The organism is Flavobacterium akiainvivens (assembly GCF_001278115.1).
GTDB classification, from domain to species: Bacteria; Bacteroidota; Bacteroidia; order Flavobacteriales; family Flavobacteriaceae; genus Flavobacterium; species Flavobacterium akiainvivens.
In genome coordinates, this window is record NZ_LIYD01000005.1 from 3,897,116 (window position 1) to 3,919,884 (window position 22,769).

Annotated in this window: 19 protein-coding genes; 8 read left to right on the forward strand and 11 right to left on the reverse strand. The window is 46.1% G+C overall.

Annotated features, from left to right (window positions below; genetic code table 11):
- The first annotated feature begins 16 nt into the window (after positions 1-16).
- Entirely contained in the window at positions 17-1,624 is a 1,608-nt protein-coding gene (locus tag AM279_RS20540; RefSeq protein WP_074961385.1) for a hypothetical protein, read from the forward strand.
- The gene (locus AM279_RS17420; RefSeq protein ID WP_082344260.1) at positions 1,531-3,252 is read left to right on the forward strand and encodes a gliding motility-associated C-terminal domain-containing protein; all 1,722 of its coding nucleotides are present in this window, start codon (positions 1,531-1,533) and stop codon (positions 3,250-3,252) included. Before AM279_RS20540 ends, AM279_RS17420 begins: the two co-directional genes overlap by 94 nt.
- A gap of 54 nt (positions 3,253-3,306) precedes the next feature.
- On the opposite strand, the gene AM279_RS17425 is transcribed toward AM279_RS17420, so the two are convergent.
- From AM279_RS17425 to AM279_RS17435, 3 genes are all read right to left on the reverse strand, one after another.
- Complete coding sequence (locus AM279_RS17425) at positions 3,307-4,098, reverse strand: ABC transporter ATP-binding protein (protein ID WP_054409329.1); 792 nt, start codon at positions 4,096-4,098, stop codon at positions 3,307-3,309.
- Positions 4,098-4,838, reverse strand: coding sequence for an MlaE family ABC transporter permease (locus tag AM279_RS17430; protein ID WP_054409330.1), 741 nt, complete (start codon positions 4,836-4,838; stop codon positions 4,098-4,100). The genes AM279_RS17425 and AM279_RS17430 overlap by 1 nt, the downstream gene beginning before the upstream one ends.
- 148 nt (positions 4,839-4,986) lie before the next feature.
- Complete coding sequence (locus AM279_RS17435) at positions 4,987-6,459, reverse strand: oligosaccharide flippase family protein (protein WP_054409331.1); 1,473 nt, start codon at positions 6,457-6,459, stop codon at positions 4,987-4,989.
- A gap of 103 nt (positions 6,460-6,562) precedes the next feature.
- Between AM279_RS17435 and AM279_RS17440 the strand changes: the two genes are divergently transcribed.
- Positions 6,563-7,087 carry a methyltransferase domain-containing protein gene (locus AM279_RS17440; protein ID WP_054409332.1) on the forward strand — a complete coding sequence of 175 codons (525 nt, stop codon included), beginning with the start codon at positions 6,563-6,565 and terminating at the stop codon, positions 7,085-7,087.
- On the opposite strand, the gene AM279_RS17445 is transcribed toward AM279_RS17440, so the two are convergent.
- The 3 genes from AM279_RS17445 to AM279_RS17455 form a co-directional block, all read right to left on the reverse strand.
- Positions 7,088-8,512: a tail fiber domain-containing protein gene (locus tag AM279_RS17445; protein WP_054409333.1), complete on the reverse strand. Its 1,425-nt coding sequence runs from the start codon at positions 8,510-8,512 to the stop codon at positions 7,088-7,090.
- A gap of 186 nt (positions 8,513-8,698) precedes the next feature.
- On the reverse strand, positions 8,699-9,325 hold the full coding sequence (locus tag AM279_RS17450) for a gliding motility-associated C-terminal domain-containing protein (RefSeq protein WP_054409334.1): 627 nt from the start codon (positions 9,323-9,325) through the stop codon (positions 8,699-8,701).
- Positions 9,325-11,082, reverse strand: coding sequence for a FliH/SctL family protein (locus AM279_RS17455; protein WP_054409335.1), 1,758 nt, complete (start codon positions 11,080-11,082; stop codon positions 9,325-9,327). The genes AM279_RS17450 and AM279_RS17455 overlap by 1 nt, the downstream gene beginning before the upstream one ends.
- An 85-nt stretch (positions 11,083-11,167) precedes the next feature.
- Here AM279_RS17455 and AM279_RS17460 point away from each other — a divergent pair, with 85 nt between their 5' ends.
- The 4 genes from AM279_RS17460 to AM279_RS20705 all read left to right on the forward strand — a co-directional run bounded on the left by AM279_RS17460 (position 11,168) and on the right by AM279_RS20705 (position 13,325).
- On the forward strand, positions 11,168-12,025 hold the full coding sequence (locus AM279_RS17460) for a glycosyltransferase family 2 protein (protein ID WP_054409336.1): 858 nt from the start codon (positions 11,168-11,170) through the stop codon (positions 12,023-12,025).
- A 109-nt stretch (positions 12,026-12,134) separates the two neighbouring features.
- Complete coding sequence (locus tag AM279_RS17465) at positions 12,135-12,383, forward strand: hypothetical protein (RefSeq protein ID WP_054409337.1); 249 nt, start codon at positions 12,135-12,137, stop codon at positions 12,381-12,383.
- Between the two features lie 158 nt (positions 12,384-12,541).
- Positions 12,542-13,099: a hypothetical protein gene (locus AM279_RS17470; protein ID WP_143090308.1), complete on the forward strand. Its 558-nt coding sequence runs from the start codon at positions 12,542-12,544 to the stop codon at positions 13,097-13,099.
- Positions 13,100-13,181: 82 nt separating this feature from the next.
- Positions 13,182-13,325, forward strand: coding sequence for a hypothetical protein (locus tag AM279_RS20705; RefSeq protein WP_160316463.1), 144 nt, complete (start codon positions 13,182-13,184; stop codon positions 13,323-13,325).
- Between the two features lie 408 nt (positions 13,326-13,733).
- Here AM279_RS20705 and AM279_RS17475 read toward each other — a convergent pair whose 3' ends face one another.
- From AM279_RS17475 to gcvP, 4 genes are all read right to left on the reverse strand, one after another.
- A complete protein-coding gene (locus AM279_RS17475) occupies positions 13,734-16,067 on the reverse strand; it encodes an alpha-2-macroglobulin family protein (RefSeq protein ID WP_054409339.1) in 2,334 nt (777 codons plus the stop codon).
- A 261-nt stretch (positions 16,068-16,328) separates the two neighbouring features.
- On the reverse strand, positions 16,329-17,387 hold the full coding sequence (locus AM279_RS17480) for a 3-oxoacyl-ACP synthase III family protein (protein WP_054409340.1): 1,059 nt from the start codon (positions 17,385-17,387) through the stop codon (positions 16,329-16,331).
- A 138-nt stretch (positions 17,388-17,525) separates the two neighbouring features.
- On the reverse strand, positions 17,526-17,903 hold the full coding sequence (locus tag AM279_RS17485; RefSeq protein ID WP_054409341.1) for a group III truncated hemoglobin: 378 nt from the start codon (positions 17,901-17,903) through the stop codon (positions 17,526-17,528).
- Between the two features lie 99 nt (positions 17,904-18,002).
- Positions 18,003-20,852 carry an aminomethyl-transferring glycine dehydrogenase gene (gcvP, locus tag AM279_RS17490; RefSeq protein WP_054409342.1) on the reverse strand — a complete coding sequence of 950 codons (2,850 nt, stop codon included), beginning with the start codon at positions 20,850-20,852 and terminating at the stop codon, positions 18,003-18,005.
- Positions 20,853-20,990: 138 nt separating this feature from the next.
- On the opposite strand from gcvP, the gene AM279_RS17495 reads away from it, so the two are divergent.
- Positions 20,991-21,800, forward strand: coding sequence for a UbiA prenyltransferase family protein (locus AM279_RS17495; RefSeq protein ID WP_316948718.1), 810 nt, complete (start codon positions 20,991-20,993; stop codon positions 21,798-21,800).
- On the opposite strand, the gene AM279_RS17500 is transcribed toward AM279_RS17495, so the two are convergent.
- Complete coding sequence (locus AM279_RS17500; protein ID WP_054409344.1) at positions 21,797-22,702, reverse strand: TIGR01777 family oxidoreductase; 906 nt, start codon at positions 22,700-22,702, stop codon at positions 21,797-21,799. The genes AM279_RS17495 and AM279_RS17500 overlap by 4 nt on opposite strands.
- Positions 22,703-22,769 lie beyond the last annotated feature (67 nt).

Sequence of the window (22,769 nt, forward strand, 5' to 3'; positions counted from 1 at the left end):
GAAATAAACAATTGCTATGAAAAGTTTCGTTATTGCGTGTGTTGCCATATTGTTTATGGCAACAGGGCAGGTATGTGCACAACTCAATGATTTTACCATAACTGCATCTGCCACGCCCCAAACCTGTTTGGGCAATGGTACTGTAAGTTTTACGGTAAGCGGCAATAATACTGCCGCAGCACTTGAGTTTGCTGTTTACCTTTTGCCCAATACAACAGTGCCTTTTACCACTGTTACGGCCATGTCGGCACAAAACCTTGTTGCCGGCGATTACCTTATTATTGCTACCCAAACACTAAACGGGCAAAGCAATACAGCTACTGCAAATGCCACCGTGGGCGATAATACGGTGCCGCTGGTATATACACTTACAACCACCAATATAGGCTGTGGAGAGGGGAGTATTACCGTAAATGTAACATCGGGCAATGCGGTGCAGTATGAAATTATTTCTGGGCCGGTTACGGTACCCCTTCAAACTTCAAATGTATTTACAGGGCTGCCTGCCGGGCAGTACCAGGTAAGGGTGCACAACAATTGTGGCGATGCATTTACCACTACTGTGCAGCTTATAACCGGCAGTAATAGTTTGCAAATTAAAGAGGGTGGTGTTGCACAGCTTGCATCGTGTAATACCATAAAAGTGTATCATCATGCCAGTACTACAAGTGCTATAGCATGGCCGTTGCAGCTTGAATATACCGTATATGGGCCTACAGGAGACCCGCAGGTTATAACCGATACTGCTACAGGCCCCGGACAGATTGTTACCGAAATACCTTTTAATGAAAGCGGTACCTATGTATATTATATAGAGACAACCGATGCCTGTGGTAATGTTTTTAACGACGGCCCTTTTATAATTTCCGGGTATATTAATTTTGCCATGCTTGTGGGGTACCAAGTTTGTGACCCAACATCTATTATTGTACGTCCGTCGGATTACTTAATGTATCCGCTAACGTTTAATTTTATCGAGGCTCCCGAAGATTTTAACCCTGTAGATTTTAATGCGTCTTACCCGTTATTTGAAGATTTTCAAACCAGTATTGTTTTTGAAGGTGGTGTATTGCCCTATGGAGATTATACTTTAGAAATTACTGATGCCTGCGGAAGGGTTATAGAAAGGGAAGTAGTTGTTGGCCCGAATATACATCCTCCCCAGGTAGTGGTTACCTATAGTTGCCAGTTAGGTACTGTAGATATTTTAACGATAGGCAAAGCCATAACAGGCCTGGTGGTTACCCATGCGCCAGAAGCTTATGAGCCGCAACTGCCACACGAACTTTTAGGCAATTCAGACCCACAGTATGGCTTTGTTATTAACGGCTTGCCTGAAGGAGATTATACGCTACATCTTACTGATGAGTGTGATAATGAATTTGATTTGCAGATTGTAATTAATACGCCACCTGCAAACATACTGGTGCAAAATTTACCGGGTTGTAGTGAAGGATTGGGGTCAGTAAGTGCTTATCGCCCGGCGAAGTTATTACAGCCTTTACCATTACCGGTGCGCCGGCCGCTTTTATGGGTACATTGCCTTTTGATGCAACAGATACTATTGCATCAGGACAATTTAGTATGTTTGGCCTGCCCGGCGGAAATTATACGTACAGCCTGATGCTTGAAGGTTGCCCTGAACCCGTAACCGGCACAATGAACGTTGTACCCTATCAGGAAACAGGTAATACTGTTGAAGTAATACCAAACTGTGGCTCGTTTGACTTGTACTTGCAACACCAGTCTAACAGTGCTACTACTTTTACAGGTTTTTGGCTGCAACGCTATGACGAAAACCTTGGGTTGTGGGTGCATCCGGGTACCGGAGCCTCTGGCGGAGATGACGTAGGCTATTTTAATGCCATACTTTTAAATAATGGCACAACAAACTATAGCCTTCCTTACACAGGCCAGTTTAGGGTTGTTAAGCGTTTTAGTGTATACGGCCACGGGTCTTCTAATAACACCTGTTATACTGTGCTGTATGAATTTACATTTACAGGTGCACCACAAATAGAAGCCGCTTATGGTTTTCCGTGTGATAACGGCCTGGCCGAAGTTATTGTTGTGGCAAATGGCGTAGAACCCCTAACATACCAGATAACCTCTAAAAACGGTCAGCCCTTTGTAGTAGACAACGGTACATCTAACGTGTTTACAGGCCTTGAAAAGGCAGTTTATAATTTTAGGGTTACAGATAACTGCGGCAACCTGGTTAACGTATTGTATGATGTATCGGTACTTGAATTTATAGAAATAGAAGCGGGCAGTATTTGCAACGGCCAGCCTGTACAGCTGTGGCTGCCGGAGTTTACATTCCTCTTGTATGAATGGTATAAGTCCGATGACCCTGATACTATATTAAGCACATCGCATACATTAAACATTAGTTCTTTTAATCCTGAAACAGATTCCGGTTTGTATATTGTTCATGTAGAATCTGTAACACCCGGCTCGTGTATCGATACCCTGTTAGAATATAATGCCATTGGAACAGCGCTGCCGCAGGCTGGTAATGATGTTGAAACAGCTTTGTGCGGCCTGGGCAATGTGCTTAACCTTTCGGTATACCTTTCGGGAGATTATGATGCTGGTGGTTACTGGCAGGATGCTGCCTTTACCGGTGCGCTAAACGGTAGTATGCTCAATACCGCCCTGCTTAACCCCGGTAGCTATGTTTTTTATTACACCGTTGCGCAATGCGATGTTACCGATACTGCACAAATAACACTGCACCTGCTTGAAAACGATAATTATCCGGTTGTGCTTGAAGGTAAATGCACCGGCGACAGCTACATTATATCTATAATAAACATGGAAGATATAGGCGCCACACAACAAATAGAATGGCAGGGCCCCGGGGGATACTCCCATACCGGCAATGATTATTTTATAGATGTTACGGGCCTGCCTGAAGGCGAATATTCGGCGGAGGTAATTAATGCCGATGGCTGCACATCGCAGGCGGCCAGCTGGTTCGAAAGGACCGATTGTACCATGCCAAGGGGTATATCGCCAAACGGGGATGAGTTTAACAACAATTTTGACCTGAGCAATTTTGATGTAAAATACCTGGTTATTTTTAACCGCTATGGCCTTAAGGTGTATGAAGCCAATAATTATATTGACGAATGGCACGGGCAGAGCGATAAAGGCGAGTTGCCTACGGGCACTTACTACTACATGGTTTCGCTGGAAGACGGAACCCAAAGAACGGGCTGGGTATACCTGCAGCGTGAAGTAAAATAAACCTGTGGCAGAAGGTTTATTAATTAGAAATCCCCCGCACAGCGGGGGATTTTGCTATTTTTTATCGTTGTGGTTGTTCTCTTCCTCTTCGGCAAGGAGGCTTTCGCGTACTTTTTTGAACAGGTCGCTTGAGTATACAAACTCCACAATGCTTTTGTTGCGGGTTTCCAATATCTGGTCTTTGTCGCCTTCCCACTCTTTAAGGCCGTTTTTAAGGAATACAATCTTTTCGCCTATCTGTAGCACAGAGTTCATATCGTGCGTATTGATTACAGTGGTAATGTTGTATTCTTTGGTAATTTCCTGCACCAGCTCATCAATTACAATACTGGTTTCGGGGTCAAGGCCGCTGTTGGGCTCATCACAAAACAGGTACTTGGGGTTGTTTACAATGGCACGGGCAATGGCCACACGCTTTTGCATACCGCCCGATATTTCGTTGGGAAATTTCTTGTTGGCATCCTTAAGGTTTACACGTGCAAGAACCTCATTTACGCGGTCTTTCATGTCGCGGCTGCGCATATCGGTAAACATTCGCAGCGGGAATGCCACGTTTTGTTCTACCGTCATAGAGTCAAACAGGGCACTGCCCTGAAATACCATGCCTATCTCGGTACGGAGGGCCCTTTTTTCATCGGGTGTAAGGTCGCTGTATATACGTCCGTCAAAGGCTATGTTGCCGCTGTCTGGCTGGTGTATGCCCAGTAGGGTTTTTAGCATTACTGTTTTACCCGAACCGCTTCGGCCTATAATAAGGTTGGTCTTGCCGGGCTCAAAGGTGGTAGAAATACCCTTAAGCACGGTGTTTTCTCCAAACGATTTAACTACGTTGTTTACTTCAATCATTAGCTTAAGAGTAATTGTGTAAGGATATAGTCAATTAAAATAATTACCACACAGCACCATACAAATGATGTGGTACTGGCCTTGCCCACCTCGAGTGCGCCACCTTTCATGTAAAATCCGTGAAAAGACGGTATGGTAGCCAGTACAAACCCAAATATAAAGGTCTTTATAAAGGCATAGGCAATGTGATAGGGTATAAACTCGCGCTGTATACCGGCAATAAACTCGTCGCTGCCTATAAAGCCGCCATAAACGCCAGCCAGCCATCCGCCTGCTATGCCCAGGAATATTGAAATAGATATTACAAAAGGGTAAAGCAAAAAGGCTATTATTTTAGGGAAAATAAGATAGTTGAGCGAGTTTACGCCCATAACCTCAAGCGCGTCTATTTGTTCTGTAACGCGCATGGTGCCTATGCTCGATGTAATGTAAGAACCTGCGCGCCCCGCCACTATAATAGATATAAAGGTAGGCGAGAATTCTAATATTACAGATTGCCTTGTGGCAAAGGCTATAAGGTATTTAGGGATGAGCGGGTTTGTAAGGTTAAGTGCGGTTTGTATGGCCACAACGCCCCCAATAAAGAACGAGATGAAGCCCACAATGCCCATAGACCCCACAATAAGGTCGTCCATTTCTTTAATGATAAGGTCTTTCATTACCTGCCACTTAGTGGGTTTATTAAAAACCTCTTTCAGCATCAGGAAGTAGCGCCCTATCTGGTGTAATGCTTTTATCATTTAGGTTGTAGAAATAATCAGCTAAAGTACCGAATTGCATCGGGTTTTCCTTAGTAGTTAATAGTTTTTTAATATAAAAAGGTGCTAAGGTGCTGAGGAAGTGGGTTTGTGGGAGGCCTAATTAGGGATGGGTTGCACTGTGCAGAAACTACCTTTGCCCCACCACTTTCATAACCGCTTTATTAATCCACACATTAACCTGGTATACCAGCTTTAGCCTGTAGGCCACAAAAACGTTGAGCACCACGGCAAGCCCGCATTTGTAAATCAGGTTTATAAGGTGCGAACCGCTATCGGGCAATAAGTATACCCCCACGCCGGTTAGGGCAAACACCACGGCCAGCTTGCCAAAGGCGGAATCAAACGGAAAAAGCCCAAACTTTTTGTAAATGAATATCAGCTTTGATGCATTGAACAGCAGCATGCTGATGAACGATGCCCACGCCACGCCGCTTATGCCCATTTTTGCCACAAACACAAACCAGGCGTTTAGCCCTATGTTTACCACAATAAGCAGTAGTATGGCCACCATGTTAAAGCGGTAGTATTTAGAGTAGGTTATAATCTCGGTATTAAAACCCGTTGCCATATTGATAAGCACGCTAAAGCCCAGTATAAAAATAACGGGCACGGTTAGCATAAGCTTTTCTGCCGAGGGGAGCAGGCTAAACAGGTCTTCTATGCCTATAAAAATACAGGTATACATAAGCGCGCCAATAAAAAACAGCAGGCGGGCAATTTCTTTATACTTCATGTTTAGCGGCCCAAGGGTGTTTTCCTGCAGGTGTTTTGATATAAGCGGTGCATATAGTGCAAACATGCCCACGGCGGGTATTTGCAGGGTTGACGCCAGTACAGAGCCGTTGCCAAAAATACCGTTTGCCTCTTCGCCTATCCAGTTATAAATTACAATACCGTCTATGCGGAAGGCCAGCAGCGACCCCACACTGCCCGCAAAGGCATACAGGCTGTAGCGGTAATAATCGCGGCGTGAAATTTGCCCGAAAAGCGTTTTAAAACGGTAGTTAAACCCGGGCTTAAAGTGCGTAAACAGGTAAGCTGCCGTTAAAACCAGTATAAGCAGGTAAGCCCCGGCATATACCCAAAGCGATGTGCTAAGGGTAAAATATCCGCCTATAAGTAAGAGGAACAGGGCAGGGAGGGTTATTTTGGGTATTATCTTTTCAAAAACGGTGGGCACGGCAAGGCGCTGCAAGTCCTGCGCCTGCTTGCGGAACAAATCTATAAAGGCCAGCGATAATGCCACCGGAAAGGCAAAATACACCAGGGCGGCATCTTTATAGCCTGTGGCAGTATTAAACAGGGCTATCGCCACAAGGGTAATGCCGCTAACCATGGCAACCGAAACCATACTGTAGTTAAACAGCTGCTTTTGTTTTTCTTCGGTAAGGGCGGGGTAAAACTTTATAAGCGCATGGCTGGCACCCAGCACCATAATGGGGTACAGCAGCTGCGATATGTTATCGATATATTTAATAGTGCCAGAAAAGGCAAAATCAAGCGGATAGATAAAAAGCGCCGAAATAATGCCTATGGCGGTGCCCATGTAATTTATAAGGGCAAAAAAGAATACCTGCCTTTGTAAGTTTTTGCTTTTCAATGCAACACGTGTGTTTGTTTGCAAAGGTAAATATAGTTTGCATTAATGGATGGCGCACGGGTATTTTTTATATTTTTGGCAGCACTAAAAACCATTAGGCCCCATGTACGAAAACAGTTTTCCGCACAAGCGCTATGCCCACACCCTTGAGTTTGTAAAAAAACACGTTGCCCCGGGCAGCAGTATTTTAGACCTGGGTATAGAAAACCCTTTTTCAGGCTTTATGAAAAAGGAGGGCTACACTGTTTTAAACACTATGGGCGAGGATATTGATAACAACCAAAGCAACATTGCCAAAGGCGGCTATGATGTTTTTGCAGCGTTTGAAATTTTTGAGCACCTGCTAAACCCTTACACCGTGCTGCAAAATGTTACCAGCGACAAGCTTATTATATCTGTACCGTTGCGCCTGTGGTTTAGCCCGGCATACCGCAGCAAGACCGATATGTGGGACAGGCATTACCACGAGTTTGAAGACTGGCAGCTGGACTGGCTGCTGGAAAAAACGGGCTGGGTTATTAAAGACAGAAAAAAATGGACGAACCCCGCTAAAAAGCTTGGAATCCGTCCACTTTTAAGGGCTGTAACACCCCGTTACTATATTGTATATGCCGAAAGGGCTAAGTAATTAGTTAAAGATAAACTTTTTGCTGTCAAGGCTTTTGCCGTTTACAAAAAGGCTTACTATGTAAGTGCCTGTGCCAAAGTTGTCTTTCTGGAACGACTTAGAAATGTCATATCCCCTTTCTTTTACGGTAAGGCTGCTTAGTACGGCACCTTTAAGGTCATATACCACAAGCCTGGCTTCGCCTACGGCTTCTTCAATATTCATAGATACCGCTATAACATCTGAAGACGGGTTAGGCGATACGTTTATGATTTTTGTGTTCTCAAAATTTACAAAGTCGCCCAGCCTTTGGAAGTTGTTGGCAACCAGCTGGTTTTGCAGGTCTTCTATCTGCGTTTGCTGTATCCTTATGGCTTCAATAAGGTAAGGTATAATCTCTATGTAGTTAACTGATTTTTTAGCCTTTTTGTCGTCGGCTGTTTCGCCCACTGCATATACAAGGTGTGGCAACACTTCTTCAACCTGCTGTGCTATAAGGCCGCTGTGGTCTCCGGCATCAAACTCCATGGCCGGGAAAGAAGCGGTATCCCACTTATAGGTAACACCTTTAAGTTTTAATACGGTTTCAAGGGCATCCTCGATTGGGGCCACATCCTGCTTGTAGCTGGCATCTGATGTAGAGATAAACACGTTGCCCCTGGCTACACCCGCAATATTAAGCTTTAGGGTTCCGGTAGTGTAGCCGCCTGTAGTAGTGGCAAGGCCTGCTGTGTTGTAGGCAAAACCGCTGCTGGTGCCCAGGCCTATGCTGGTACCGTTATCAAAAATCTGGCTGCAGGTAAGCCCGCTTGTGCCGTTTTTAGTCAGGTAATTTGCCGTAGTGCACGATGAGGTAAGCCCACCGCCCGAAAATGAGCTTGCCAGCTGACGGCTTACATTACCGTTAACATCGGCTGTAAGCACATAGGTATTGCTTATGGTAGGTATATCCTGGAAGCGTACCGCGCCTACGGTATGCAGGCGGGCAGTGGGCGCGGTTGTGCCTATGCCGGTATTGCCGTTAGCCAGCATGGTAAGAATTCTTTGTGAGTCATTCCTGAACTCGAACGCAGGCCTGTTAACAATAGGCGATGTATCTCCCCATGCAAAGCCGCCTGTGCCCGGCGCGCCCGAATTAAAAGCCGATGCCCTGCCCGTAGTAAACAACATTGTAGGCGATGTACCATTATCTGTAGCGCTCGAAATAGCCGTTGTTATAGCAAGGGCATAGGTGTTGTCTGAAGTTTTATAGGACCAGATGGTAGGATTAAACTTGTCAGCATTTTGTGTGCCGTTTGCAATTTCGAGCCTGTCGTTTGTGGCATCTGAAACCGTAAAACTGGCTACCCTTTCAGCCCCGCCCGAAACCGCTGTTGCATTGTGAGGATTAGCCACCTGTGCCAGGGCACTTGCGGTGCCGAAAAGCATAATTAACATTTTTTTCATAAGAAAGATTGGTTTAAAATTTTATTAAATGTAGAGGGCGTGCCTGTTAAAATTAACCCTTAAAAACGTTAAACCCATCATAATTTAAGGGTGTAAAAAGCTAATAATCAATTGTTTTTAGTCGCTGGATAAATAAAAAAAACGGGTATTAAATAATACCCGTTTTTTAAGATGTTGCCGTTACACTTATTTCTGTAAATAAACCCAGCCGGTTAGTGTTTCCCCATTGGTTAACACAATATAATAGTAGTAAGTGCCCACCGGTAAATCACCATCAGGAGATTGCCCGTGCCACTCGTTTGTATAATTTTCTGCTTCATATACCTGCATGCCATAACGGTTAAATACAGTTAGCTTAGCCACGCACATACTGCTCAGGTCGAAGGTTTCGTTCCACTCATCGCCATTGGGCGAAATACCTTTGGGTACATTGCATTCTGCTGCTGTGGGGCAGGGGCCTTCCCCGGTAACCTCACACGGCTCTATACGTGCCAGGTAGTGGTTGCCCTTTAAAACTGCAACACCGGGTTTCAGCACAATGGTAAAGCCCGCCTTCATGGTTATATCGGCACCGGCATTGCCGTTTATGCGGTAGCCGTTGTTTACCCTTATGGCATGGCCTGCCCAGTACAGGTATTGCGCATTGGCCTCGGTATTGGCAAGTACAATTTCGGGAGTGCACTCAGGGTCGGGCATTATTACTTTGTGGCCGTTGCCCAGCCTTTTTACATAAAAGCCCGGCCAGCCCTCGCCACCGCCTGCCAGCACCATCATGGTGTACAGGCACAGGGTTACGGTTAAAAGGCGGCGCATTATTTTTTAGCCGCTTTTAGTTGCTCAATCTCCTTTTGCTGTTCCTCGATCTTCTTGTTCATGTCTATAACATAAAGCGTAAGCTCTTCCACCTTTTCCAGCAGCAGCTTGTTCATTTCGGTAAGCTCGACACCGTTTTGCTTTACCTCTGTTTCAGACGGAATGTTTATCAGGTGGCCCTTTTGCTGTATGTACTCTTCCACCTCTTTAAGGGTGGGCAGTTTATAATCGGGCTTGAAAACATAGTCTGCCCAGTCGTCTACCTCGGCAACGCGTACCTCTTCGGTAAGGATGCCACCGGTAACAAACAGGTTGTAAAAGCTAACATCCTCTGTACCCACCTGCGTAGGGAAGGTGTTGGTATTAATGCCCACCTTGCCGTTGGTATAAATATTATCGTTAATATTCATGGGCAGTGTGCCATCGGGCTTAAGCCAGTCGGCATCGCTAATACTGCCGCCGCCGTCTGGCACGGGGTATTCAAACACGTTGCCGTTAGCATCGGTACCCAGCATAAAGGCAGGGGTGGTGGCATTGGCAAGGTTTTCGAAAGTTACGGTACCGTTAGCGTGTATAACCGATGTTGGGTTCTGTACGTTAAAACCCGTAAAGCCGTTGGTGTAAATGTTGTCGTTAATGTTCATAGGGACAGAACCGTCAGGCTTAAGGAAATCGGCATCTGCTATGCTGCCTGTAGCTGTGGGTACCGGTACTTCAAATACATTTCCGTTGGCATCAGTACCCAGTAAAAACTCCGTTACGTTAGTATTGGGAAGGTTTTGCAGCGTTACCGTACCGTTAGCGTGTATAACCGATGTTGGGTTTTGCACGTTAAAGCCCGTAAAGCCGTTGGTGTAAATGTTGTCGTTAATGCTCATAGGAACAGAACCGTCGGGCTTCAGGAAATCGGCATCTGCCTGGCCGCCTGTGCCGCCTGTAGGTACCGGGTATTCGTATACGTTGCCGTTGCTGTCGGTACCCAGCATAAAGGCAGGTGTAGTGGCATTGGCAAGGTTTTCAAACCTAAGCGTTCCGTTAGTGTGTATGGTGGCTAATGGGTTTTGTACGTTAAAACCCGTAAAGCCGTTGGTGTAAATGTTGTCGTTAATGCTCATAGGGACAGAACCGTCAGGCTTCAGGAAATCGGCATCTGCCTGGCTGCCCGTGCCGCCCGTAGGTACCGGGTATTCATATACGTTGCCGTTGTTATCGGTACCCAGCATATAAGCGGGGGTGGTGGCATTGGCAAGGTCCTGAAAACGCACCGAGCCCACCGTATGGAAACGCGCCGTAGGGGTGCTGGTGGCTATACCCACGTTGCCGTTTGCAATAATGGTCATAAGTTTTGTAGAGGCGTTGCGCCACTCAAACAGCGGCCTGTTTACAATGGCCTGGTAGGTACCGGCAGGGCCCCATACAAATTCGCCGCCATTGCCAAATTCCGGCGATGTGGGTATGGTGGTGGTAAACAGCATTAAGGGCGATGAACCCGTATCGTATAAAGACGATACCGATGAGGTAAACACCATGGAAAACGTGTTATCGGTATCGCGGTACGACCAGAATGTAGGGATAAATTTGCCGTTGTTTTGTGTGCCGTTTGCAATTTCTAGCCTGTCGTTACCGGCGCCGGCTACCGTAAAGTTAGATACCCTTTCGGAACTGCTGTCGCCACCCGATGCAGCGCCGTGCGGAAACGATACCTGAGCATAAGCACTACCCATGCCAATGCAGAATAAGAGGAAGATTTTTTTCATTTATATTTGTAAAATAGATATTAAGGTACAAATATAATTTATCCGAATAATAATTGTAATCTTTGCGCCTGATTTTGCTATTATTATGAAATACTACTGCATTATACCTGCACACAACGAAGAGGCCTTTATGGGCGTAACCCTGCAGTCTCTGGCTGAGCAAACCCTGCTGCCTGCAAAAGCCGTTGTGGTAAATGATAACAGTACAGATGGTACTGCCGCCATTGTGCAGGAATATGCCGCAAAATATTCGTGGATTTCATTGGTTAATAAAGATTCGGCGGCCATACACCTGCCGGGCAGCAAGGTTATACAGGCCTTTAATGCAGGATATGAAACGGTAGACCGGGATTATGATATTATTGTAAAGCTGGACGCCGACCTTATTTTACCCCCTGATTATTTTGAGAAAGTAATAGCTGCCTTTAAAGCCGACCCAAAAGTGGGCATGGCGGGCGGTTTTGCCTATATTGAAAAAAACGGCGAGTGGATACTGGAAAACCTTACCGATAAAGACCACATTCGCGGGGCGTTTAAAGCCTACCGCAAGGAGCTGTTTTTACAAATGGGCGGCCTGCGCACTGCTATGGGCTGGGACACGGCCGATGAACTTATTGCCAAATTCTACAACTGGAAGGTAATAACCATAGAAAGCCTGAAAGTTAAACACCTTAAGCCCACCGGCGCCAACTACAACAAGGCGGCACGCTACAAGCAGGGCGAGGCATTTTATACCCTGGGCTACGGCTTTGTTATTACCGCTGTTGCGGGTGCCAAGCTGGCCATGCGCAAGGGGAAGCCTTTTTTGTTTGTTGACTACATAAACGGTTTCCTTAAGGCTAAAAGCGAGAAAAAGGCTCTGCTGGTTACAAACGAACAGGCAAAGTGGATTCGCGCTTACCGCTGGAAAAAAATGAAGGGGAAGGTTTTTGGGAGTAAGTAGTTAGCCAGGTAGCAGATGGCAGGTAGCAGATGGCAGGTAGCAGTTTACGGGTATTGTTTGTGCAGGAAACGGAATTACACTATATTCGGCGAACCAATCCAACTGTGCTATGAAAACCAACAAATTTGCTGAAATGCCCGATGCAAAGCTCCTTAACCTGGAAAAAACCGTTAAGGCGGTACTCTATATGTTTGCAGCGGCTATTGTTATTATGCTTATTACTACAATTTATACTTCTGTTACACGCGGCTTTAGCGCTGTAAGTGTACTGCCTGTTGCCTTTTTGCCTATTCTGCTGCTTAATGTTAACAACCTGAACGAAATCAAGAAAGAGATTAAGGCCAGGGGGTTGAGGTAGTTTTTAGGAGGCAGCCTTCAAATGGCAGTAGGCAGATAGCAGGTGGCAGTAGGCAGGCCGTTTGTTGCTGAAAATTTTTACCCAAAATGTAATTGACAGGTGCGAGGATTAAACATGCAATAAGCTTGTGGCAGCCAGGAAGTTTAAATACTACTATTATGAAAACACAAAAGTATAAGGTGGAAATGAGCATACTAAAACCTTTGATTTCAATTAAAAGTTTTATGTGTTTGTTTTTAATTGCCATATTAAGTGTTAGTTGTGAGGAGAAAAGTCAAAAATGTCCTGATTGTCAAATAATTTATAGCCCTGATAATATGTCGTATATATTTGACTTTCCTGATACAGTTTATAAAAACAAAGAATATTCAGGTGTAATAATTTATAAAAACGTATTAGACACAATCACTAAGAAACTGTCCAATAATTTAGATTCTATAAGGAGTAGAGATATTTACTATACATTAGCAAAGACTCAAACTTTAAAGCATAGTGATAATACGTTAACTAAAATGGCGGTTGATACCTTTGCGGCAATTGATTACAGAACTATTCCCTTGTTTAACTTGAAATTTGAAAAAGAGGGTGTTAATTATATAGATGGCTTTATTACTGATATTGGATATATAAAGAAGGATACCGATAGTGTGAGAATGATTACTAATGAATTTAGAGTTGCCCACAAAGTAGTGGTAATAGACAGAGATAAACAATAACTTTTGTGCAGTCACAAAATCCTGACCTATTGTAAACGAGCTTTAATTAGCCCAATTTTGATATTATAAAAACCAATTGATTATGAGTGGAAAGAAATTTGCCGAGATGACCGATGAAGAACTGTTAAAGCACGAAAAGTCGGCAAAGGTAATTACCTATTTGTTTTTAGGCGCTGTGGTAGTGCTAATAGTGCTTGCTGTTATTAACACACTTAAAAACGGGTAGCGCGTTAACCATGATGCCTGCAGGGTTTTTGCCCCTGCTTATGGTAACGCTGGGTAGCCTGGGCAACGTTCAAAAGGAAATAAAGTCGAGGGGGCTGAAATAGTAGTTTCCAGTAGGCAGATAGCAGATAGCAGATGGCAGGTAGCAGATAGCAGTTTTGCGGACTACTTTTAAGATTGCTTCGTCGTTCCTCCTCGCACCCGAGGGCTGTGCCCGAACTGACGAAGTAATGACGGCATCTGAAGAAAGGATTAGATGCTTATAGGTGCTTACTCATGTGTGCTTACTCATGTGTGCTTCGACAAGCTCATGCCCGGGTCAGTCATGCTTACTTAAAGCACTTTGCTTTGACTCCCGATAGCTGCCCAACAGCATGACTGCCTCCTGAACGCTGCCATCTGCCGCCTGCTACCTGCTATTGCCTGATACGTCTAAAACGGCTTCGCCATAAATGGCCTCGTTGTTTTCAATATTAAGGCCCTGTAGTACCATTAAAAACTCGCCTTCAAGGTCTGATGTGGTAAAGGTTACGGTGGCCTTGCCGTGTTCATCTGTAATTACATTGGGCTGCCAGTGAAGGGTGGTGTAAAACTTCATGTCATACTCGTCTTCAAACACCATCTCAGGGAAATCTTCGGGCAGGGTAATGGTTTTAAGCAGTACCACTTTTTCGGGTTCCTGGCTGCCTCCGCGCAGGCACTGGGTGTAGAGCATTTCGCGCCCATCTACAAAATACCGCCCACCTATTATGGGCTTAAAGCCGCTAAGGTGGTTTTTGCAGTTTAAAATGTTGTATTCGCACACATAATCCATACAGTTTGCGGGATAATCGCGCACCCATTTCTGGTAGTCGGCATCGCTGTAGCCACGCCTCTTTTTTTCTATAACCACCTCTTCCAGGCGGTATGCCCCGGGTATATCGGGCAATACGGCCGTTTGTGCCGCCAGCCTGTATTGGGGCAGTTCAAAGCTTGCATTGGCCAGCCATTTGTTGTCAAAATCCACGGCATCATTAGTAAAGGTAAGGGTGTTTTTGCCAAGCTCGCCATCGTTAAAAAACAAAAAGCAGTCTTCGCCTTCGGCAACCATAAGGTTTTCGGGGCTTATGTAAAAACTGCCGTCGGCGTTTGGGCTAAAAGAAGTTGGCCCGTCGGGTATCATCATTATTATTTCGGCGAGGGGTGGGTCTTTCTTTCGTTTGGGCAGTATGTGGCCCTGTGCGCCGGCTTTAATGGGCAATATGCCTGTTATGCTGCTAAAATTGCCCCGCCATTTTTTTGAAGCCAGGTAGTTGTTTACCTGCGCGTTATCCAGTTTGAGTATTTGCTGTATAGTGTTGGGGCTGTCTATGGCGCTGTAGCGCGATGCCGTAATGGTTTTGTAGCGGGTTTTGTCTACCAGGTTGCGGTGCACCACAGCGGCCGAGAGGTTGGCCTGTACGGGCTTGCCCTCTGCATTGGTTACCGTAAGGGCGGCATTTACCTTTTGGCGGGTGGCAGACTGTTTACTGCCAAAATCAACCGTAACGGTATAGCCATTTTGCGTGCCGGTGTAAAACAGGCGTTCGCTGAGCAGTTTCCCCTGTGCGGAATACAGTGCTGCGCTTATTATTTTGTGGGCGGCCTCCTGCGGCAGTACTACGGGCATGGCAGCGCCTGCGGGCAGGGTTAGGTCTTTGGTAAAGAGTTCTTCGCCCTGGCTCCACAATTCAAGCTTTACGGTTTGGGGCAGGCTGCCGTTAGCAATTAAAAGACGGTTGCCCTGCACGCTGAGCGATACGCCCACTTTTTTAACCTCAAGGGGTATGGTTGCACTAAAGCTTTCTGAAGGGTGCGCTGCCGTAACGCTGTATGTGGCGTTTTTTACTGTATGCCGTATAAGGGCTACCCCCTGTATGTTGGTAACTGCGGTTTGTACTGTTGTGCCGTTCTCTAAAAGGTTTACCGCCATATCTTTTACGGGCTGGCCCATATCATCAAGCGCCTGTATGCTTATGCCGCAGGGTGTGCCCATTATGGCCGTGCCGCCTTCGGGTACTGCGGTAACACCTATTTTGCGCTGTTGCGAGGGCAGCACCAGGTTTAACGGTACTGCTTTGCCGCTTATGGTAAAAGCCCCCTCAACCGAAAGGTGAGCGTGGGCATCAATATCAGGATAGGTAAAGGTTACCGAGGCGAGGCCGCTGGCATCAGTGCGCAGCCGGTCGTTAAGTATGGGTTTGTTGCTGCCCTGCGCCGTTACGGTAAAACGCCCTTTGGCATCTACCACGGGGCGGCCGTTGCGCAGCAGGCTAAACTGCAGGGTAACGGGGTTGCCGGGCTTCATGATAGTGCCCTCTGACACGGTTACGGCGGCTACGGGTGCGCCCTCTATGTTGTTTATAACGCTTATGCTTTGGGTAAAAACATCGGCAGCATCAATACCCGTGTTGTTGCCATAGGCCATAAGGGTGTAGTTGCCGGGCCTAATACTATCGGGTAATACCAGCTGGCCGTGGGCACGCAGGTCGTAAGCTGCAAACTCGCGGGCGGCCACTATGTTCTTTTGGTTATCGGTAAGGCGCACCAGCAGGGTTTCGTTAGCCTTGCCGGTGGTACTGGGCATGTAGGCCTTGAGCCAGATGGTTTCGCCGGGTACGTAGATGTTCTTGTCAATATGCACATAGGTAAAGGCCACCGGGGGGTGCTGTGCTTTTAGCGCAAGGCTGAAAAGTAGCGCAATTATGAAGGTGAGGTTTTTCATGTAACCTCAAATATAGTTATTATACCGCAAAGATTCTCAGTATGTTTTTTAAAAAGGATTGGTGTTGGTAGTACTGGAGATACCTATGGTATTTTTTGGAAATAAAGAAGCCACGAATTACACGAATTTTCACAAATAAAAAATTAGAGAAATTAGTGTAATTCGTGGCTGGTATTTTTTTAATGTTTCACACCGTGAATCCAAGTTCCGAAAATGAAATATTAGCGTTAATTTCCTGTTAAAACGTAAGAAATTACTGTGTTAGATTTTATACACAAATGCGTTGATATTCATACCCGCACCTACCGATGCAAAGATAACTGCATCGCCCTTATTGAGCTGGTGTCCGGGCAGGATATCTTTAATCATTAAATCGTAAAGCGTTGGTATTGTGGCTACTGAGCTATTTCCGAGCTTGTGGATGCTCATGGGCATGATGCCTTCGGGCATGGGTTGGCCCTGAAGCTTGTAAAAACGCTGTACAATGGCCTCGTCCATCTTTTCGTTGGCCTGGTGTATCAGAATTTTCTTGATGTCAGTAATTGCTATTCCGCTGTCTTTCAGGCAGTCAAGCATGGCTTGGGGCACACGGCTCAGGGCAAACTCATATATTTTGCGTCCGTACATTTTGATGTAGCGCACATCCGGGTCGTGGTCTTTATTGTAGGAATTTCCGTAAAAAAGGAAGTAAGCCTCATCATAAGTGTATGATGTTGAGGCATGTGCAAGTATGCCGCCTTCTTCTTCGGTAGCCTCTATAATGCTTGCCCCTGCGCCGTCGCTGTAAATCATGCTGTCGCGGTCGTGTGGGTCAACCACACGGCTAAGAGTCTCAGCGCCAATAACTAAGCATCGTTTTGCCATGCCTGATTTGATGAATGCCATGGCCTGGATAACGCCTTCAACCCACCCCGGGCACCCGAAAAGGATGTCGTAAGCCACACATTTTGGGTTCTTTATGCGCAGGCTGTGCTTTACGCGGCTGGCAAGGCTTGGCAGGATATCGGTCTGTATGGCACCCTCCTTAACGTTGCCAAAATTATGGGCAAATATGATATAATCAAGGGTTTCGGGGTCTATACCTGCGTCTTCAATGGCTTTTTCGGCTGCGTAAAAGGCTATGTCTGAGGTTAGTAAATCTCCCGTTACATAGCGGCGCTCTTCAATGCCGGTTATCTGCTGGAACTTCTCTGTAACCACTTCATTAGAATAGGGCAGGGGTTTGCCTTCCTCATCAAGGAACTGGTGGCTGGCGAAATCGATATTAGGAACGATGCGGGTAGGTATATAGCTACCGGAACCGGTTATTTTGATGCTCATTTCAGGATGTTTAAAATCTTAGTTTGTTATATGTAACGCTAAGTTAGGCATTATTAGCATTACAATATTACAAAAAATATTATGCTTGCATATAAAATATAGTTTTAAAATTCAAGGTGTTATAAAATTATCACATTATCAGTTTTGTGCGTTATACAGCTTAATTTTCATAACGGTTGCAATGCTTTCTGCCCGTGTTTTTATCTTTTCTGCATTAAGCCCGGTAAATAGGCTGTCTACAGTGGTGTTAAAATGCCCCAGCCAGATGCTAAAATGCTCACCTGTAAGGCGTTCCTGTGCGTTTAGGTCAAGGTGTATCTGCATGGGGTTTTTCTTATAACTGCCTGTGTGGAAAAGGCTTAGTTCCCAAAAGTCGGTTAAAGAAGGCATGTGTTCCTCAAGGTTTATTTTGGCAATATCCGTAAAAATATAACTTATGCCGGGGTCATTTAACAGGCGGGTGTAGAACGCCCACAACAGCTGTTCAAGGTCGGTACGGGTTTCAATATCTTTCATGTTCTGATAATTTCCGGTAAAGGTACTACAGCCGGCAGTTGGCGATTTATGACCTTAGTCATAAAAAAACTCCCGCCAATGGCGGGAGTCTTCGTTATTTTAGTTTTCCATGTAGGCCTCAATTGGTGCGCAAGAGCACACCAGGTTGCGGTCGCCATAGGCATCGTCTACGCGGCGTACGCCCGGCCAGAACTTGTTTTCTTGCAGATAATCAAGCGGGTAGGCGGCTTTCTCACGGCTGTATGGTAAATCCCAGGTATCGGCCGTAAGCATAGCAAGTGTATGCGGAGAATTCTTAAGTACGTTGTTTTTATCGTCGGCGCTGGCCTCGTCAATCTCTTTACGGATGGCAATCATGGCATCGCAAAAACGGTCAAGCTCCTCAAGGTTTTCGCTTTCAGTAGGTTCAACCATCAGCGTACCTGCTACAGGGAAAGACACCGTAGGCGCGTGGAAACCGTAGTCCATCAAACGCTTGGCTATGTCAGTAACCTCAATGCCGTTGGCTTTAAACGGACGGCATTCTAGTATCATTTCGTGGGCAGCACGGCCCAGTTCGCCGGTATAAAGGGTGTCAAAGTAGCCAGCAAGGCGCTCCTTAATGTAATTGGCGTTAAGTATGGCGTGGTGTGTGGCGCTGGTAAGGCCTTCTGCACCAAGCATAGTGATGTAACCATAAGATATTAAGCATACAAGTGCTGAACCCCATGGCGCTGCAGATATAGCGGTAATGGCCTTATCGCCGCCTGTAGTGATAACCGGGTTGCCCGGAAGGAACGGTACAAGATGCTCTGCTACACAAATAGGGCCAACACCCGGTCCACCACCACCGTGAGGTATAGCGAAGGTTTTGTGCAGGTTAAGGTGGCACACGTCAGCACCAATAGTGGCAGGGTTTGTAAGGCCTACCTGGGCGTTCATGTTAGCGCCATCCATATACACCTGGCCGCCGTTTTCGTGTATTATTTTGGTAACTTCTATAATAGAAGCCTCATACACACCGTGTGTAGAAGGGTAAGTAACCATTAGGCACGCAAGGTTATCTTTGTGCAGTTCGGCTTTTGCCCTTAGGTCTTCTACGTCAATATTTCCGTTTTCAGATGTTTTGGTAACCACAACCTCCATACCGGCCATATGGGCGGTAGCAGGGTTTGTGCCGTGTGCCGAAGCCGGTATCAGGGCAATGTTCCTGTGGCTTTGGCCAATAGACTCCTGGTAAGCGCGGATAACCATAAGGCCTGCATATTCGCCCTGTGCGCCACTGTTAGGCTGTAGGGTAGTGCCTGCAAAACCGGTAACCACGTTAAGTTGCTCTTCCAGTTTTTTAAGCATGGTTTGGTAGCCCTGCGCCTGCTCTACAGGTGCAAACGGGTGCACGCTGTTCCAGCTTGGTAAGCTTAGCGGCAGCATTTCTGCGGCAGCATTAAGCTTCATGGTACATGAGCCAAGCGATATCATCGAGTGGTTTAGCGCAAGGTCAAGGCGCTCCAGCTTCTTGATGTAACGCATAAGCGCCGTTTCGCTGTGGTATTTGTTAAACACCTCATGCGTAAGGAATTCGCTGGTGCGGATAAGGTTTTGCGGTATATAGGCCGTTTCACTAAGTGCAGAAACAGTCTCAGCCGTTTTGCCTGTAGCCTCAGCAAATACAGCAATAATATCGTTAATGTCTTTAACCGAAGTAGTTTCGTTAAAGGCAATGCTAACCGTGTTTTCGTCTATGTAGAAGAAGTTGATTTCCTTCGCTTCGGCGGCAGCCTTAACTTTAGCGGCATCAGCCTTCACTACAATGGTGTCAAAGAATGATGTATTAGTCTGGTATACACCCAGTTTGTTAAGCGCATCGGCAGTAGTAACGGCACTTGCGTGAACCTTATCGGCAATGTACTGTAGGCCTTTAGGGCCGTGGTATACGGCATACATACCCGCCATAACGGCAAGCAGTACCTGTGCAGTACAAATGTTAGATGTAGCTTTTTCACGCTTGATGTGCTGCTCACGCGTCTGTAACGCCATACGTAGCGCACGGTTGCCGTTAACATCGATAGTTACGCCAATAATACGGCCCGGCATAGAACGCTTGTATTCGTCTTTTGTGGCAAAGAACGCCGCGTGAGGGCCTCCGTAACCCATTGGTATACCGAAGCGCTGGGTAGTACCCACCACAACATCGGCACCAAGCTCACCCGGTGAAGTAAGCTTCACAAGGCTAAGGATATCGGCCGCTACAGCTGTTTTTATGTTGTTTTCTTTTGCTTTGGCTATAAAGGCTGCATAGTCAAACACCTGGCCAAATTTGCCCGGGTATTGCAGGATAGCACCAAAGAAATCAGCCGAGAAATCAAACTCCTCGTGGTTGCCTACAACAAGCTCAACGCCAATAGGGGTAGAGCGGGTTTGCAGTACGCTAAGGGTTTGTGGCAGTATCTCTTCGCTAACAAAGAATTTGTTTACGTTGGCTTTCTTCTGGTCGCGGGTACGCACATCAAACAGTAGTGCCATAGCCTCGGCAGCAGCCGTACCTTCGTCAAGAAGCGATGCATTTGCTATTTCCATACCGGTCAGTTCAATAACTGTAGTCTGGTAGTTTAGCAGCGCCTCAAGGCGGCCCTGAGCAATCTCGGCCTGGTAAGGCGTGTAGGCAGTATACCAGCCCGGGTTTTCGAAAATATTGCGTTGAATAGGCGCCGGAACAATGGCAGGGTGGTAGCCCAAACCTATAAAGCTCCTGAAGATTTTGTTCTGGCTGCCCAGTTTGGTTATGTGGTTAAGGTACTCATACTCAGTAAGGGCGGGCTCAAGGTTAAGCGGCGCCTTTAGCAGGATGTCATCTGGTATTGTTTCATATATCAGCTGGGCCATGTTGTCCACGCCAATAGTTTTAAACATATGCTGCAAGTCGGCCTCTCTGGGGCCAATATGCCTTAAAGCAAAAGCATCAGTTTTCATGTATAGTATGCGTTGTTTTTAAAGGCACAAAATTAGTGATTTATCTTCAGATTTTAATAATATGAAAAGCTTGATTTTGTGAATTTTTCAACACAAAACAGATGCTGTTGTGATATTGATTATTTTTGTAGGATGGATATGGCAAAAAGGCTTTTTTACTTCTACATACACGGCAGCATTCACGTGGCAATTGCCGTGCTGAGCCTGGTGCTCATGACGTATCATATGTTTAATTTACCCTTTGATGCCCCCATGGCTGGCTTTGCCTTTTTCGGGACGCTTTTTGGGTACAACTTCATAAAATATGAGGCGCGCTTCAGGAAAAAGCTACCACTGAGGCGCTTTCATAAAGCTGTGGCAGCCATTAGTATAACAGCGCTCATACTGGGGGCAGTATGCTTTTTCCTGCTTAACCGCGAGGCACAACTGGCATCGCTGGCGTTTGCGGCACTGTCGGTTTTGTATGCCGTGCCGTTTGGTTCAAGGGGTAATTTACGCAGCCTGGCGGGTATAAAAATCTATATTGTAGCGTTGTGCTGGGCAGGTGTTACCACGCTTATGCCGCTGCTCAACGCGGGGATTGACCTGGGGCAGGATGCATGGCTTAAGTTTTGCCAGCGTTTTTTGCTGACTATCATACTGATACTGATTTTTGAAATTATAGACCTTGCCGAAGACAACCCCAGCCTGAAAACCGTGCCCCAGAAAATAGGGATAAAAAACACCCGCCTGCTCAACATTATGCTGCTGGCTGTGTTTTACTATCTCGAATTTTTAAAGACCTATGTAGATAGTAACCAGCTGGGGGTAAACGTAGCATTGGTGCTGGCCGTGGGGCTTTTTACCATGGGGGCATCGCCGGAGCGCAATAAATACTACACCCTGTTTTGGGTTGAAAGTGTGCCGATATTCTGGCTGGGGTTGGTGTATTTAGTGGGTGGGTTTTAGCTTTTTACAAGGTTTGTAAGGGCCTGGCTAAGCCTGCCGTATGAAAATGTAAAGCCACTATCCTGTAGCCTTTTAGGGATAACATTGCGGCTTTTGAGTACCAGTTCGGTCTCAGTGCCTATTAAGGCTGCGCCCATCTTTAAAAGCCATTTGGTTATCGGTATGCCAAACGGCCTGCCTGTAGCGCGTTGCAAAGCCGTCATAAATTCTGCATTTCGTACCGGAGTGGGCGATACCACATTAACCACGCCTTCCATTTTATTGGTTATGATAAATGCCACGGCACGGGCAAAGTCGGCTTCGTGAATCCAGCTTACAAACTGTTTGCCGCTGCCCTGCCTGCCGCCAAGCCCTGCTTTTACAAGGTTTTTTAGCGGTACAAAAGCCCCGCCGTTTTTGCCTAAAACTATTGAGGTGCGCAGTGCGGTTTTAATGGTGTGCGGCGTTTCGGCAGCAAAAAAGGTGCTTTCCCAAACTTTGGCTACATTCATAGAAAAATCATGGCCAATTTCGCCTGTTGCCTCATCCATCTGTTTGTCTTCAGAATGCCTGTAAATAGTAGCGGTAGAAGAGTTTAGCCAGTGTTTGGGCGGGTTGGTGCATTGTGCAATAGCCCGGCCAAGTACAGCGGTACTCTCTGTGCGCGATGCCATTATTTCACGCTTATTCTCCTCATTATACCTACAGTCTACCGACTTACCGGCGAGGTTAATAAGCACATCGGCACCTTCAAGTTCGGTTTGCCATCCGGTAAGGGTTTTGGCATCCCAATGCACATATTTTATGGTGTTATCTGTAAAGCCCTTTCCGCGGGTGAGTATTACAATTTTATGCTCTTTTTTAAAGTGGTTTGCCAGTACCTGCCCTAAAAAGCCGGTGCCTGCTGCTATTACTATTTTCATGGTTTGAATGCTTTAGTTAATATATATGTGATATACACGTGATAGAGCGCTATGCCTAAAGATAAAA